The organism is Streptomyces sp. NPDC006259, from assembly GCF_042870975.1.
Lineage (GTDB): Bacteria > Actinomycetota > Actinomycetes > Streptomycetales > Streptomycetaceae > Streptomyces.
The window spans coordinates 115187-129062 of sequence record NZ_JBIAHY010000004.1 but is presented as its reverse complement, the minus strand read 5'-3'; the positions used below and the strand labels follow the sequence as shown (position 1 = coordinate 129062).

Sequence of the window (13876 nt, the reverse complement as noted above, 5' to 3'; positions counted from 1 at the left end):
CGGTGGGTCCGGCCGCGCGGGCGGGCGGTGGCGACGACGAGGAGTGCGGGGCATGCGGACGACGGACGGGCGGCTGCCGGGGCCGGAGATCTGGATCCGCGGTCCAGTGCCCGCGCCGGAGCCGCCACCGGGGCCGTACGCCGCGGTGACCGGCCCCCGGCGCTTCTCCTGGCTCGGCACCCACGGCGGGGCCGGTGTCTCCACGCTCGCCGCGGTCTACGGGGGCCACGACTGCGGACGTGACTGGCCGGGTCCGGGCGACCCGCCGTCCGTGCTGCTCGTGGCGCGCACCCATGCGGGCGGACTGGATGCGGTGCTCCGGACCCTGGAGATCTTCCGGCTCGGGCAGGCCCCGGCGGGCCTCGACCTGGACGCGGTCGTGCTGGTCGCGGACGCGCCCGGACGGCTGCCGCGCCCACTCGCGCAGCGGGCGCGGCTGATCGAGTCGGTCATCGACGTGTACCGGGTGCCGTGGGTGCAGGACTGGCGTCTGGGTGACCTGTCGGCCGCCCCGCCGCGCGAGACGGAACCCCTGGTGCGCCTCACCGACCCGGCCGCCCGGCGGACGCGCTGAGCGCGGCTCCCTCCGAGCCGCGGGAAGAACCTCCGCCGGCGCCCTCCGCCTCGGCCGTCGGGCTCGCCGCCGCGGTACGGGACGGGCGGCTGCGGGCCGTCGACGTGGTGGCCGCGGCGCTGGAGCGGATCCGGCGGGAGGACCGCGCGCTGGGGGCGTTCGCCGAGGTGTGGGAGGCCGCGGCGGTGCGGCGGGCGGCCGAGGTGGACGCGGGGGTGGCGGCCGGAGAGTGGCTGCCGCTGGCCGGGGTGCCGATCGGCGTCAAGGGCCGGCACGGGCTGCGTACGGCGGGGCCGCTGGTGGCCGCCGGGTGCGTCCCGGTGGGGGCGACGGCCGTGCCCGGGTCCGGGACCGCCTGGCAGACCTGGGGACTCGGCGCGCACGGCCGTACCGTCAATCCCTGGCGCGCCGACCGCACGCCGGGGGGCTCCTCGGCCGGTTCGGCGGCGGCGGTCGCGGCCGGCCTGGTGCCGCTGGCGACCGGCAGCGACGGCGCGGGCTCGGTGCGCGTCCCGGCGGCCTGGTGCGGTGTCCTCGGCCTGAAGGTCACCAACGGCCGCTTCCCGTCCCCGGACCGTACGGGGCTCGCGGCACCGGGCGTCCTCGCGCGGTACGCGGCGGACGCGGGGGCGTACTGGGCGGCGCTGTCCGGGGAGGCGCCCGGACCGGCCGGGCCGCTCACCGCCGTCTTCTCCCCCGACCTCGGATTCGCCGGCCCCGACCCGGAACCCCTGGCCCTCGCGCGGGCCGCCGTCGCCCGCCTCACCGAGACCGGTGCCGTACGGCTCCTGCGCTCCGAGGCGCCGTTGCGGCTGGAGGATCCCGCTCCCGCCTGGCTCGCGCTGCGCGGGTCGGGTGCCGTCCCGGCGGCACGGGGGGTACAAGGCGTGCGGGTGGCCAATGACCGTCGGTTGGCCGCCTTCTTCGACCGGGCGGACCTGTTGCTGACGCCTACGACTCCTAACGCGGCGCACGGCCACGACGGCCCCGGGGACCGCTACTCGACGGCGCTGACCTGGGCGTTCAACCTGAGCGGGCATCCGGCGATCAGCATTCCGGCGGGCGTCGGCGCGGACGGCTGCCCGGTGGGGCTCCAGGTGGTGGCGGCGCACGGGCGGGAAGCGGCACTGCTGGCCGTGGCAGCGGCGGGAGAGGCGCGGGCGGGGATTCTCGGCGTCACCTGGAATCCCTGATGACGCCCTGGCCGACTACCTCACTCCGGCGGCCCTGACTCCGGCCGCCTTGACTCCGGCCGCCGTGGCTCCGGCCGCCCTGGCTGCCGACGGCGCTGCGCTGGTTGCCGGACGGCGGGCCGCCGGACGGCGAGCTGCCGGACGGCGAGCTGCCGGGCTCACTGGCTCCCTCGCTCACTGACTCGTGGCTCCCTGGCTCCCTGGCTCCCCGGTTCGCCATGGCCCCTGGCGCCATGTACTTGCGTGCGCATATAATGCACGTGCGCTCTACAGTCGCACGCCGACCATTGGGGGAACCATGAGCAACCGCCGTTTCCTGTTCGTGCTGGGGAGCAGTCGCCCCGAGGGCAACACGGAGCAGCTGGCCCGCGCGGCCGCCGAACAGCTGCCCGCCGACGTCGAGCAGGAGTGGATCAGCCTCGCCGACCATCCGCTGCCCGACTTCGAGGACCTGCGCCACGACGTCGACCACGTCCGCCCCACCGAGGGCGACGTGGCCCTGCTGCTCGACGCCACGCTCGCGGCGACGGACATCGTGATCGCGTCGCCGCTGTACTGGTACACGCTGTCCGGCCAGGCCAAGCGCTACCTGGACTACTGGTCGGGATGGCTGCGCACCCCGGGCATCGACTTCCAGACCACCCTCGCCGGACGCACCCTGTGGGGTGTCACCGCCCTCGCCGAGGAGCGGCAGGAGGTGGCCGAGCCGCTGATCGGCGCGCTGAGGAACTCGGCCGCGTACATGGAGATGCGGTTCGGCGGCGTACTGCTCGGCAACGGCAGCAAGCCCGGTGACGTACGGAACGACACCCAGGCACTGACCCGGGCCAAGACCTTCTTCGCGCAGCCCGCGCCCCTCGCCCGCTACACGTTCGAGACCGACTGACAGCGCGTACGACCGCGAGCGACCGCAAGGACGGGCTACCGGCCGGCCTGCGGGGACGGGCCGTCAGGCCGTGACGTCCTTCGCCGTGAACCGCGCCCAGGCCGCCGAGCCGAACACGGCCACGTACACCGCCTGTAGGGCGAGGTTCTTCCGGAGTGCCTCCCAGTAGACCGGTTCGCGCATCAGGTCGGCGAAGGACAGCCAGTAGTGGGGGAAGAGGTAGGGCTGGATCGCGTGCAACTGCGGGATCTGGTCGAGGATCTGCACGGTGGTGAGCAGCCCCACGGTCGTGGCCATGGCCGCGATGCCGCTGTTGGTGAGGGTGGAGACGAACAGTCCGAGCGCTGCCACGCCGAGCAGCGAGGCGGTCACGGCCAGGGCGATCAGCAGGGCCCGCCACAGACCGTCGGCGAACGAGATACGGGTGCCGGAGATGGTCGTGAGGTCGCCGAGGGGGAACAGCAGCGCACCGATCGCCAGCGCCGACACCGCGACGACAAGGGTGGCCAGCAGGCAGAAGGTCACCGTGGTCGCGTACTTGGCGAGGAGCAGGCGGGTGCGGCCGGCGGGGGCGACGAGGAGGTACCGCAGGGTGCCGGAGTTCGCCTCGCCGGCGACCGCGTCGCCCGCGACGACACCGACGGCCATCGGCAGGAAGAACGGGAGTGTGGCGGCCAGCGCGGTGAACACCAGGAACAGGCCGTTGTTGGTGATCTGGGCCATGAACGCCGGCCCCTCGCCGCCGCCGCCCCGCCGACCGGCCGTCGAACCGTCGCCGGTCTCGATCCTCACGGCGATCCCGACGAGCACCGGCACGGCGGCCAGCACACCCAGCAGGGCGAGGGTCCGCCAGCGGCGCAGGGTGATGGTCAGTTCACTGCGGAAGAGACCGAGGGTCCACAACGGGCTCACCGGCCGGGCGGTGCCGCCGACGGCGGGTGCGACGCCCTTCGCCGTGCGATGGGCGTACTCGGCGTACTCGGCCTCTTCGGTCTGTTGGGCCTGTTGGGCCTGTTGGGCCTGTTGGGCCTGTTGGGCCTGTTCGACCTGCTCAGCGTGCTCGGCGTGCTCACCCTGCGACATCGAAGCCCTCCCCCGTGAGTGCGACGAACGCGTCCTCCAGGGAGGCCCGTTCCACGCCGAAGCCGCGCACGCGGACGCCCGCCGCCACCAACGCCGCGTTCAGCTCCGCGAGTTCACGGTCGGCGGGTTCGGCCGTCACCCGGTCCTCGGTGACGACGACGTCCGTCACGCCCTGTTCCTTCAGCACCCGGGCCGCGTCCGCCGGGTCCGGGGTGGTCACGGCGAGCCGGCCGCGCGCCCGGGCCGCCAGGTCGGACACCGGCCCCTGCGTGAGGAGCCGCCCGCGTGCCATGACGGCCACATGCGTGCAGACCTGCTCGATCTCGTCGAGGAGGTGGGAGGAGAGGAAGACGGTGGTGCCGTCCGCGGCCAGCTCCCGCACGAGCACCCGGATCTCGCGCATGCCCTGCGGGTCGAGACCGTTGGTCGGCTCGTCCAGGACCAGCAGCCGACGGGGCTGGAGGAGGGCGGCGGCCAGACCCAGCCGCTGCTTCATACCCAGCGAGTAGGCCTTCGCCTTCTTGGCGGCGGCGGCCGTCAGACCCACCCGGTCCAGCGCCTCGGCCACGCGGGTCCGCCGGGTGCGCGGGTCGGCGGTCGGGTCGGCGGCGTCGTAGCGCAGGAGGTTGTCGCGGCCGGAGAGGAAGCCGTAGAGGGCGGGGCCCTCGATGAGGGCCCCGACGTGCGGCAGCACGGCGCGGGCGGCGCGGGGCATGGGGTGCCCCAGCACCCGCGCCGTGCCGGAGGTGGGTTCGATGAGGCCCATCAGCATGCGGATGGTGGTGGTCTTGCCCGAGCCGTTCGGGCCGAGGAAGCCGAAGACGCTGCCCGCCGGGACGGCCAGGTCGAGGCCGTCGACGGCGAGCTGTCCACCGCGGTAGCGCTTGGTGAGGGCGCGGGTGTGGATGACGGCGTGCCCGTCGACCGCGCCCGGCGCCCCGAGGGCCGCCCCCGCCGCGTCGTCGTCCATCGGCTCCCCCGATCGTCGGTCCACGCCAGGGTACTTACCGCCCCGCGTTCGCCGCCTTCACGAGAGCGTCCTTGGTGACGGCGCCGACGTAGAGCTTGCCGTCGTCCGTGACCAGGGCGTTGACCAGGCGGGTGGAGAAGACGGTGCCCGAGCCGAACTTGCCGTCGACCTTGTCGCCGAAGGAGTCCAGGAACCCGCCGAGACCGCCCGCGTCGGGGAGGTCGCCGGAGGAGGGGACGCCCTCGCCGCCGGTGTCGAAGGTGGCGACGGAGGTCCAACCCTCGCCGAGGACGTCGAGCCCGGCGAGATCCTTGCCGAAGCCCCTCTCCGCGCCCTTGGGCGGCACGGGTGCGTCGGTCGCGGCGTCCGCACCGTCACCCTCGGTCACCTTCGCCCCCTTGGGAGGGGTGAAATCGAAGGTGGAGGCGCCCGGCTTGGCGAAGGTGACCTGGGTGAAGCCGGCGTCGACCACGGCGGCTCCGCCGCTCGCCGGGGTCAGCGTGAACTTGAGCGGCAGCCCCGTCTTCGCGTCCACGGCCACACTGATCGCGCCCACGGTCGAGCCGGACTGCTTCGGCTTGACCACCAGCTTGTAGGCGTCACGGCCGGCCACGTGGACGGTGCCGTCCACGGTCACGGACGTGGTGTCGTCGACGGCCTTGAGCGCTTCGTCGGTGAGGTCCTTGGGTGTGGTGGGAACGGGCTCGGCCGCGTCCTTCCCCTCCTCCGCGGTGGAGTGGTAGACCTCGTTGGACGCGCTGTCGTACCCCCACACGTCCTTGCCGTTGTGGATCAGGCTGTACTCGGCGGCGTTCTCCAGGAGCGACAGCTTCTGCTTGTCCGGGCCGTCGGCGGCGACGCGCAGGGTGTGCGTGCCGGAGGCGAGTTCGGTGAGCTTGGCGGAGGGGTCGGCGGAGGACCCGCCGTCCTCACCCCCGGTGTCCCCGGTGGCGCCCGAGAGGAGCCCGCTCTCCAGCCCGCCCAGGTCGGGCAGGCCGAGGTCCGTGGTGATCTTCACCGTGCCGGACAGCTGCTGTACGTCCGACGCGGCGATCCTCTCGATGAGCTGCTGCGCGGTGATCTTCGGCAGGTCGGGGTCGCCCGAGTCGGCGAGCGCCGGGACCAGCCCGATCGTCGCCGCCGCGACACCCACCACGGTGACCGGAACGATGTACCGCACGGCCTTGCGCCGCCCGACACGCAGATCGTCGGCCTCTTCGGCGTGCGTGCTGTCGTCGGATGCGTACGGTGCCATGTGTGCCTTACCTCCGTCGTCGGCGGCGGCCGGTCGTCGTGCGGGTCAACGTCCCCCGCCCGAGCCGCCATTCTCACCCGAATCGGTGAGGAGTGGTGATTTCCGTGGTTCCCATCTCACCAAACAAGCCACCTCCTGACGTCAACCCGAGGACTCAACTCGACGTACGCCTGGGGTATGACGTGGGGGTGGGGGGTGTCAGGGTGAGGAGGGGTGGCGGCCGGGGAAGGACCGGGGGGGACGGATGGGCCGGGAGGGCCGGGGTGGTCGGGGTGGACCGGCAGAGCCGGAGCGGACCGGGAGGGCCGGAGCGGCAGGACCGAGCGGACCCGAGTCGGGAGTCCCGGCCGGGGTCCGGGGCGGAGCCCCGAGGTGGTTCAACCCGTACGTGTGGACTGACCGAGTCGGGCGGGTGGGTGGGAGAGCTTTCGCGGGGGCGCAGTCCCCGCCCGGGTCCGGGGCGGAGCCCCGAGGCGGTTCGAGGCCCGCCTCTCGACGTACCGAGTCGGGCGGGTGGGTGGGCGGAAGGCGCCAGCCGACGCCCAACGCGTCACCCCGCCCGGTGGACCACCGCATCGCACAGCTCCATCAGAGCCACCTTCGCATCGCACTCCCGCAACGGCACCAGCGCCGCCCGAGCCTCCTTGGCGTACCGCACGGTGTCCCGCCGGGCCTGCTCCAGTGCCGGGTGCCCCCGCAGCGCGGCCAGTGCCTCCGCGAGCCGAGCGTCATCGCTCAGGTCGGAGTCGAGCAGCTCGCACAGCGCGACGTCCTCGGGCAGCGCCAGCCGGGCAGCGCGCTCGCGCAGCCGCAGCACCGGCAGCGTGGGGATGCCCTCCCGCAGATCCGTGCCCGGCGTCTTCCCCGACTCGTGCGAGTCCGACGCGATGTCGAGCACGTCGTCCGCGAGCTGGAAGGCGACGCCCAGCCTCTCGCCGTACTGGGTGAGCACGTCCACGACCGTCTCGTCGGCGCCGGACATCATCGCGCCGAAGCGGCACGCCACCGCCACCAGCGATCCGGTCTTGCCGCCGAGCACGTCGAGGTAGTGGTCGACGGGGTCCCGGCCGTCGGTCGGCCCGGCCGTCTCCAGGATCTGTCCGGTGACGAGTCGCTCGAACGCCTCCGCCTGCACCCGCACCGCCTCGGGTCCGAGGTCGGCGAGGATGTGGGAGGCGCGGGCGAACAGGAAGTCGCCGGTGAGGACGGCGACGGAGTTCCCCCAGCGGGTGTTCGCGCTGGACACCCCGCGCCGTACGTCGGCCTCGTCCATCACGTCGTCGTGGTACAGGGTGGCCAGGTGGGTCAGCTCCACCACCACGGCCGAGGGCACGATGCCGGGGGCGTACGGGTCGCCGAACTGCGCGGCGAGCATCACGAGCAGCGGCCGGAACCGCTTCCCGCCCGCCCGGACGAGGTGCTGCGCGGCTTCCGTGATGAACGGGACCTCGCTCTTGGTGGCCTCGAGCAAGCCTTCCTCGACAGCCGTCAATCCGGCCTGGACATCGGCTTCCAGAGCCTGGTCCCGCACGCTCAGCCCGAACGGCCCGACGACGGTCACGAGGGGTCTCCTGTCTGCTGGTGTCTTCTGGCGATTACGCGGATTGTCGATAGGTCGCTGCCCTCACTCAAGTCAGCGTATCCGGTCACGTTTCGATCACCGACAGGCCCCACGTCCCCCCGTATCGAACTTCGCCCGACCGGGAGGCGCGCCTCAGGCGGGCGGACGGCGTCCGATGATGACCGGTATGTTGCTGATCAGCCGATATGGGCGTTCGGGGCAGAGGGGAAGACGGGCCGGCGACTCGGCCCCGTCACCCACGTCACCCGCCCGGCGGTAGCTGTCCGACACACTCGCCCCGCCGCCCTCACGGGGGCCACACACATGCGCATCCGTTCGCCCTTCCCCTAGGGGGACAGCCCACGAGGACCTACGCACCCGTCTGCCCGACGGAACCCTCCCGCACGCCCGCGCGCGGCGGCCACCGGCCGCCGAGCCCGCGTCGGCACTCCCGGAGCACGCCCCGGCCGGACTCTCCTACCGGCCGACACCCCCGGACGCCACCGCCACCGCCACTGCCCACCGCCACCGCCACCGCCACCGCCCACTCCGACCGCGACCGCCCACTGCGACCGCGACCGCGGCTGACGCACGAGGCTGACGTACGAGTCGCAGCGCACCCAGGTGCGTAGACGGCGGCACAGGTCCGCGGCGTGGCACCGGGCCGCCCCGCCCACCACCCACGTGCACGCGGCGCCTCGAACGGCGGGAGCCTCAGCAACGACTCCCCGTCGAGAGGTGTACGCACGGAGGGCGGCGGGGGCGTGTTCCACCGGACCGGGCGGAAGCACCTTCCACGTACGCCCCTTTAAAAGGGACTTGAGGCTCAATGCCCGTTATACCCTTCTTATGGACGCTGGTGAGTTGGCTCACTCCACAGCCCTGCCGGTGACCAGACCCGGAAGCTGTGATTCCGCTTTGCCGTCGGCGAGTTGACGTCCGGCGAATACAAAGGATCAAGCAGGCATAGTCATCCGATCAAGGTCAATAGGGGCGATCTGTGAATCCGGCACTTGTTCCGGACATGCGCTCTCGCATACGTTCCCGGCCTGTCGGGCAGACGCCTAATCCTGCCGCCGCCCGACATCCCATTGACCAACACTCACGCACGGCAGGAGCGGGGGACCCAGGTAAGTCGCCGAGCCGTACGTCACGGACGTACCGGACCGGCTTGGGGTGAAGCCGTCCCGCCGTACCCCTACGGCGGCCGGCCGGGCACTTTCCAGCCCGAACCCGACAGCTCACCTCGCAGGCGCCGGAGAGGAACCTTTCGTCATGCCTGCTGCCGCCCAGCACCGCCGCACCCGCCTCGCCCGCACCCTCGCCGTCGCCGCCACCGGCGCCGCCGTGCTGGCCCTTCCGCTCATCGGCTCCACCAGCGCCTCCGCGGCCACCACGACGTCGGCCACCACGGCCACCACCACGGCCGGGTACACCGACAACCTCGACGGCTGGATCCGCGAGTCCCTCGCGATCATGGCCGAACAGGGCATTCCGGGCACCTACGACGGCATCTACCGCAACGTCATGCGCGAGTCCTCGGGCAACCCGAACGCCATCAACCTCTGGGACTCCAACGCGGCCGCGGGTATCCCGTCCAAGGGCCTGCTCCAGGTCATCGACCCCACCTTCGCCGCCTACCACGTGGCCGGCACGGCCTACGACCCGTACGACCCGGTCGCCAACATCACCGCCGCCTGCAACTACGCGGCCCACCGGTACGGCTCGATCGACAACGTCTTCGGCGCCTACTGACAGCCTCCCCAGGAGAGCCGGGGAGCCGGGACAGCCGGGGACCGGGCTGCCGGGGACCGGGAGAACCAGGGAACCGGGAACCTGTAGAACGAGGGAACCAGGTGGCCTGGGGCGCCAGGTGAACTACGGGAACAGTCTTTCGAGGACGACGGCCACGCCGTCGTCCTCGTTCGACGTCGTCACCTCGTCCGCCACCGCCCTGAGTTCGGGATGGGCGTTGGCCATCGCCACACCGCGCGCCGCCCAGTCGAACATCGGAAGGTCGTTGGGCATGTCACCGAAGGCGATCGTGTCCTCGGGCCGCAGCCCGAGGTGCTCGGCCGCCAGGGCCAGCCCGGTCGCCTTCGTCACTCCGCACGGCTGTAGTTCCACCGTGCCCGGCCCGGACATCGTGACGGTGGCCAGCGAGCCGACCACTGAACGGGCCGTCGCCGCCAACTCGTCGTCGGACAGGGTCGGATGACGCAGCAGCACCTTGCTGATCGGCTCGCACCACAGGTCGTCGCGCACTCCGACGCGCAGGGCCGGCAGCGTGGGATGCGGCATCAGATAGCCCGGTTCGATGAGCGTGAGCCCGTCGACGCCGTCCTGGTCGACGGCCGCGTACACCTCGCCCACCTCGGCCTCGATCTTGCCGAGCGCCGTCTCGGCCAGTTCACGGTCCAGGGTGACCGACCACAGCAGACGGTCCGCCCCGACGTCGTAGAGCTGCGCGCCCTGTCCGCACACCGCGAGCCCTCTGCCGCGCAGGATGTCGAGCAGCGGCCGTACGCGAGGCGCCGGCCGGCCGGTCACCACCAGGTGGTGGGCCCCTGCCGCCGCCACCCTCGCGAGCGCGTCGAGCGACCGGTCGGAGAAGGTGTCGTCGCCGCGGAGCAGCGTTCCGTCCAGGTCGGTGGCGACGAGGGAGTACGCGCAGCGCGCGGCATATGCGGTGGGTGCGGCCATGATCAGAGAATACGGACCCCAACGGGCTCCGACTCACCTCCAGTTCGGCGCCCGCTCCTTCCCCTTCCGTGCCGTTCGGGCGAGAAACGGCTTTCTGCCGCAACGCCGGGTACAGGGACGTTGAAGGCCTATGCACCGGTTGGCAACCAGATGGTCCGCTACCTACCGCCCGTAGTACCTGGAGCGGTACCGTCCAGACAGTCCAGGGGGACGGGGACTTGATCGGGGGGTCGGGTTGAGCGGTGGGCGTATTCGTGTGCTGAAGCCGGAGGATCTCGGCGAGGGGGAGAAGGAGCGGTGGCGCGCGCTGCGTGTCGCGTCGGCGGCTCCGCGCAACCCGTTCATGGAACCGGAGTTCACCGACGCCGTGGCGCGCGTGCGGCCCCGCACGCGCGTGGCGGTGGTGTACGAGGGGCGCGAGCCGGTCGGCTTCCTGCCCCACGAGCGGGGCCGGCTCGGTCAGGGCCACGCCCTCGCGTACGGCGTCTCGGACTCCCAGGGAGCCGTCCTCGGCCCGGGTCTCGGGCTGAACGCGGACGACGTCCTGCGGGCCTGCTCCCTGTCGAGCTTCGCCTTCGACAACCTGGAGGCGGGGCAGGAGTTGTTCGTCCCGCACGCGTCGGCCGAGTACGCCTCCTACGTCATCGACGTGGAGAAGGGGTACGGAACGTACGAGTCCGTCCTGCGCGCGCAGTCGCCGAAGTTCCTGAAGACGACGCTCGCCAAGGAGCGTCGGCTCGGCCGTCAGGTCGGTGACCTGCGGTTCGTGTTCGACGAGCGCGATCCGGCCGCCCTGCGCACGCTGATGGCCTGGAAATCCGCGCAGTACCGCAGGACCGGCCGCCGGGACCGCTTCGCGCAGGACTGGATCACCCGGCTCGTGGAACAGCTGGCCTCACGGACGCGCGGCCCGGACTGCTCCGGCACGCTGTCCGTCCTCTACGCCGGCGGGCAGCCGGTGGCCGCGCACTTCGGGCTGCGCTCGACGACCGTCCTGGCCTGCTGGTTCCCGGCCTACGACCCGGAGTACGCGAAGTACTCGCCCGGTCTGGTGCTGCATCTGCGGATGGCCGAGGCGGCCGCCGCCGAGGGCATCGGCCTGCTCGACCTCGGCCGGGGGGCCGCCGAGTACAAGGACTCGTTGAGGACGGGCGAACTGCCCGTCTACGAAGGAGCGTGGACGCGTCCGGGGGCGGGCGCCGCACTCCACTGGCTCAGCCGCGAACCCGCGCGCCGCGCGCACCACTTCGTGCGCAACCGGCCACGGCTCGCGGCGGCGGCCGCACAGGCGTTGAAGGGCGTCGGACGGCTCCGCCGGTCCTGAGGATCCCGGCGGTGCCGCGGACATCCCGGCGGTGCCATGGAAGGGGGGAGATCCGTGTCCCACGCGACACGTGTACGGCAGGAGATCCAGAGGTTCCTCGCGATCGGTCCGGTTCAGGTCGCCGAACTGGAACTGGTACCGGAAGCGGGCCCGGAACCCGGCCTGGGCGGCGGCGGTGTGCTGAGACCCGGCCCGGGCAGCCCGCCCATCACGCACGGCGAGGTGTTCTTGCTGGTCAGAAGGGGTGGTCGGCCGATCGCCACGCTGCTCGGGCGGGTGCCCGAGGGCGCCGACCCGAGGACGGTCCTCACCGCGCTGGCCCAGCGGCACACGGACGCCGCACCGGCACCAGCACCAACACCGGCACCGGCACCGGCGTCCACGGGGGTCGCCGCCCCGTTCACCAGCGTCGTCGTCGCCACCCGTGAACGCGCCGACCGGCTCGCCCAGGCGCTCGACTCGATGCTCGCCCAGGACCATCCCGACTTCGAGATCGTCGTCGTCGACAACGCCCCGGTGACGGACGCGACCCGCGCCCTGGTCGCGCACGACTACGCCGAGCGCGTGCGGTACGTCACCGAGCCCGTGCCCGGCCTCGCCCTCGCCCACAACACCGGTCTCGCCGCCGCGCGCGGCCAGGTCGTCGCCTTCACCGACGACGACGTGGTCGCCGACGCGCGCTGGCTGACCGAACTCACCGCGCCCTTCGCCGCCGACCCGGACCTCGGCTGCGCCACCGGGCTGATCCTTCCGGCCCGGCTGCGCACTCCCGCCCAGGTGCTCCTGGAGAGCCACGGCGGCTTCGCGAAGGGCTTCACACCACGGACGTACGACCCCGCCGACCCACCCGACGACGAACCGCTGTTCCCGTTCACGGCGGGGCGGTTCGGCTCGGGCGCGAACATGGCGTTCCGCACCGACGTGCTGCGCGCGGTCGGCGGCTTCGACCCGGCGACGGGGGCGGGAACGCTCGCGCGCGGCGGCGACGACCTCTACGGCTTCGTCCGCGTGCTCGCGCAGGGCCACCGCCTGCACTACACCCCGCAGGCCCTGGTCTGGCACCACCACCGCGAGACCTGGCAGGACCTGGAGACCCAGGCGTACGGCTACGGCGCCGGCCTCACCGCCTACCTCACCGCGATCCTGCTCGACCGGCCCGCCCTGCTGCCGGCGTTCCTCGCCCGGCTGCCCCGTGGACTCGCGCACGCCCGCTCGCTGACGGCGGTCCGGGACGCGGACGCGGAACCCCAGGGTCCCCAGGGCGCTCCGGGCGGACACGACGACCGTGGTCATCCGTGGCCACGCCGGTTGTCGCGGCTGCAACGCAAGGGCATGGCGTACGGGCCGGTCGGCTACCTGCGGGCCCGACGTGCGCTGCGGGCCGCCGCACGGGCGTCCGGGCCATCCGGGCCGTCGGGCATGCCCGGGGCGTCGAGCACCCCCGGGGCGTCGGGGAGGCCGCGATGACGGGGGTGGGCGACGACACCGCCATACCGGTCCTCCTCTACCACGCCGTGATGGACGGACCACCGGACTGGATCGCGGAGTTCACCGTCACCCCGCAGCAGTTCGGCACGCATCTCGACGCCGTCGCCGAGAGCGGTCGCACGCCCGTGACGGTGAGTGCGCTCGCCGACCACCTCGCCGGGCGGGCGCCGCTGCCCTCCCGTCCGGTGCTGCTGACCTTCGACGACGGGTTCGCCGACCTGCCGGGGCCGACCGCCGAGGCGCTCGCCGTCCGGGGCCTGGCCGCCACCGCCTATCTCACCACCGGCGCGCTCAGCCCCGGCGGACGCAGTCTCCTGCCGCCCGCGCCGATGATGACCCTGGCCCAGGCCGCCGGGCTGGAACGGTCCGGCATGGAGGTCGGCAGCCACACCGTCACCCACGCCCAGCTCGACACCCTGCCCCAACGTGACCTGGCCCGTGAACTGCGCGACTCGCGCGCCGCGTTGGAGGACGTCCTCGGGCATCCCGTGCGCCACCTCGCCTACCCGCACGGCTACAACAGCGGGCGGGTGCGGCGCATGGCGGCCGCCGCCGGGTACGAGACGGCCACCGCCGTGCGTCACGCGCTGAGTTCCGAGCGTGACGAGGCGTACCGCATCGCCCGGCTCATCGTGCGGCGCTCCCACACCGTCGCCGATGTGGAGAACTGGCTGGCGGGCGGGGGCGCGCGGGTGGCGCCGTACCGGGACGGGCCCAGGACGGTGGGGTGGCGGTGGTACCGGCGGGCCCGCGCGGTGCTGCGCGGGCCCGTGTTCGCGGGCTAACGATCATCGGCCAAACGCGGCCTGGGATCTCACTGATCTCGCGGATCTCGCGAG

At 72.9% G+C, this 13876-nt stretch carries 12 protein-coding genes and 1 riboswitch; of the genes, 7 read left to right on the top strand and 5 right to left on the bottom strand.

Annotation, left to right across the window (positions count from 1 at the left end; translation table 11 throughout):
- Positions 1–52 precede the first annotated feature (52 nt).
- From ACFYO5_RS17175 to ACFYO5_RS17165, 3 genes are all read left to right on the top strand, one after another.
- A complete protein-coding gene (locus ACFYO5_RS17175; RefSeq protein ID WP_388709444.1) occupies positions 53–574 on the top strand; it encodes a hypothetical protein in 522 nt (173 codons plus the stop codon).
- A gap of 104 nt (positions 575–678) precedes the next feature.
- The gene (locus ACFYO5_RS17170) at positions 679–1767 is read left to right on the top strand and encodes an amidase family protein (RefSeq protein WP_388709442.1); all 1089 of its coding nucleotides are present in this window, start codon (positions 679–681) and stop codon (positions 1765–1767) included.
- 298 nt (positions 1768–2065) lie between these two features.
- Positions 2066–2653: a flavodoxin family protein gene (locus ACFYO5_RS17165; RefSeq protein ID WP_388709440.1), complete on the top strand. Its 588-nt coding sequence runs from the start codon at positions 2066–2068 to the stop codon at positions 2651–2653.
- Positions 2654–2716: 63 nt separating this feature from the next.
- On the opposite strand, the gene ACFYO5_RS17160 is transcribed toward ACFYO5_RS17165, so the two are convergent.
- The 4 genes from ACFYO5_RS17160 to ACFYO5_RS17145 all read right to left on the bottom strand — a co-directional run bounded on the left by ACFYO5_RS17160 (position 2717) and on the right by ACFYO5_RS17145 (position 7522).
- Positions 2717–3736, bottom strand: a complete 1020-nt coding sequence (locus ACFYO5_RS17160; protein ID WP_388709438.1) for an ABC transporter permease — start codon at positions 3734–3736, stop codon at positions 2717–2719.
- A complete protein-coding gene (locus tag ACFYO5_RS17155) occupies positions 3723–4706 on the bottom strand; it encodes an ABC transporter ATP-binding protein (protein ID WP_388709436.1) in 984 nt (327 codons plus the stop codon). The genes ACFYO5_RS17160 and ACFYO5_RS17155 overlap by 14 nt, the downstream gene beginning before the upstream one ends.
- Positions 4707–4740: 34 nt before the next feature.
- Entirely contained in the window at positions 4741–5961 is a 1221-nt protein-coding gene (locus tag ACFYO5_RS17150; RefSeq protein ID WP_388709434.1) for an outer membrane lipoprotein carrier protein LolA, read from the bottom strand.
- A 550-nt stretch (positions 5962–6511) separates the two neighbouring features.
- Positions 6512–7522 (bottom strand): polyprenyl synthetase family protein, encoded by a 1011-nt coding sequence (locus ACFYO5_RS17145; protein WP_356560391.1) that lies wholly within the window; start codon positions 7520–7522, stop codon positions 6512–6514.
- Positions 7523–8611: 1089 nt separating this feature from the next.
- Positions 8612–8792: riboswitch (cyclic di-AMP (ydaO/yuaA leader) on the top strand.
- A 5-nt stretch (positions 8793–8797) separates the two neighbouring features.
- On the opposite strand from ACFYO5_RS17145, the gene ACFYO5_RS17140 reads away from it, so the two are divergent.
- Positions 8798–9277 (top strand): transglycosylase SLT domain-containing protein, encoded by a 480-nt coding sequence (locus tag ACFYO5_RS17140; RefSeq protein WP_388709432.1) that lies wholly within the window; start codon positions 8798–8800, stop codon positions 9275–9277.
- 123 nt (positions 9278–9400) lie between these two features.
- On the opposite strand, the gene ACFYO5_RS17135 is transcribed toward ACFYO5_RS17140, so the two are convergent.
- A complete protein-coding gene (locus ACFYO5_RS17135; protein WP_356560393.1) occupies positions 9401–10225 on the bottom strand; it encodes an HAD family hydrolase in 825 nt (274 codons plus the stop codon).
- A 250-nt stretch (positions 10226–10475) separates the two neighbouring features.
- Here ACFYO5_RS17135 and ACFYO5_RS17130 point away from each other — a divergent pair, with 250 nt between their 5' ends.
- Genes ACFYO5_RS17130 through ACFYO5_RS17120 form a run of 3 tightly spaced genes read left to right on the top strand, consistent with a single transcriptional unit; the run spans position 10476 to position 13822 of the window.
- The gene (locus ACFYO5_RS17130) at positions 10476–11549 is read left to right on the top strand and encodes a GNAT family N-acetyltransferase (RefSeq protein ID WP_388710378.1); all 1074 of its coding nucleotides are present in this window, start codon (positions 10476–10478) and stop codon (positions 11547–11549) included.
- 36 nt (positions 11550–11585) lie between these two features.
- Complete coding sequence (locus ACFYO5_RS17125) at positions 11586–13016, top strand: glycosyltransferase (protein WP_388709429.1); 1431 nt, start codon at positions 11586–11588, stop codon at positions 13014–13016.
- Positions 13013–13822, top strand: a complete 810-nt coding sequence (locus tag ACFYO5_RS17120) for a polysaccharide deacetylase family protein (RefSeq protein WP_388709427.1) — start codon at positions 13013–13015, stop codon at positions 13820–13822. Before ACFYO5_RS17125 ends, ACFYO5_RS17120 begins: the two co-directional genes overlap by 4 nt.
- Positions 13823–13876 lie beyond the last annotated feature (54 nt).

Coding starts and splice junctions, on each gene's coding strand:
- ACFYO5_RS17175 (WP_388709444.1), top strand. CDS start 53: ATGCGGACGACGGACGGGCGGCTGCCGGGGCCGGAGATCTGGATCCGC.
- ACFYO5_RS17165 (WP_388709440.1), top strand. CDS start 2,066: ATGAGCAACCGCCGTTTCCTGTTCGTGCTGGGGAGCAGTCGCCCCGAG.
- ACFYO5_RS17160 (WP_388709438.1), bottom strand. CDS start 3,736: ATGTCGCAGGGTGAGCACGCCGAGCACGCTGAGCAGGTCGAACAGGCC.
- ACFYO5_RS17155 (WP_388709436.1), bottom strand. CDS start 4,706: ATGGACGACGACGCGGCGGGGGCGGCCCTCGGGGCGCCGGGCGCGGTC.
- ACFYO5_RS17150 (WP_388709434.1), bottom strand. CDS start 5,961: ATGGCACCGTACGCATCCGACGACAGCACGCACGCCGAAGAGGCCGAC.
- ACFYO5_RS17140 (WP_388709432.1), top strand. CDS start 8,798: ATGCCTGCTGCCGCCCAGCACCGCCGCACCCGCCTCGCCCGCACCCTC.
- ACFYO5_RS17135 (WP_356560393.1), bottom strand. CDS start 10,225: ATGGCCGCACCCACCGCATATGCCGCGCGCTGCGCGTACTCCCTCGTC.
- ACFYO5_RS17125 (WP_388709429.1), top strand. CDS start 11,586: ATGGAAGGGGGGAGATCCGTGTCCCACGCGACACGTGTACGGCAGGAG.
- ACFYO5_RS17120 (WP_388709427.1), top strand. CDS start 13,013: ATGACGGGGGTGGGCGACGACACCGCCATACCGGTCCTCCTCTACCAC.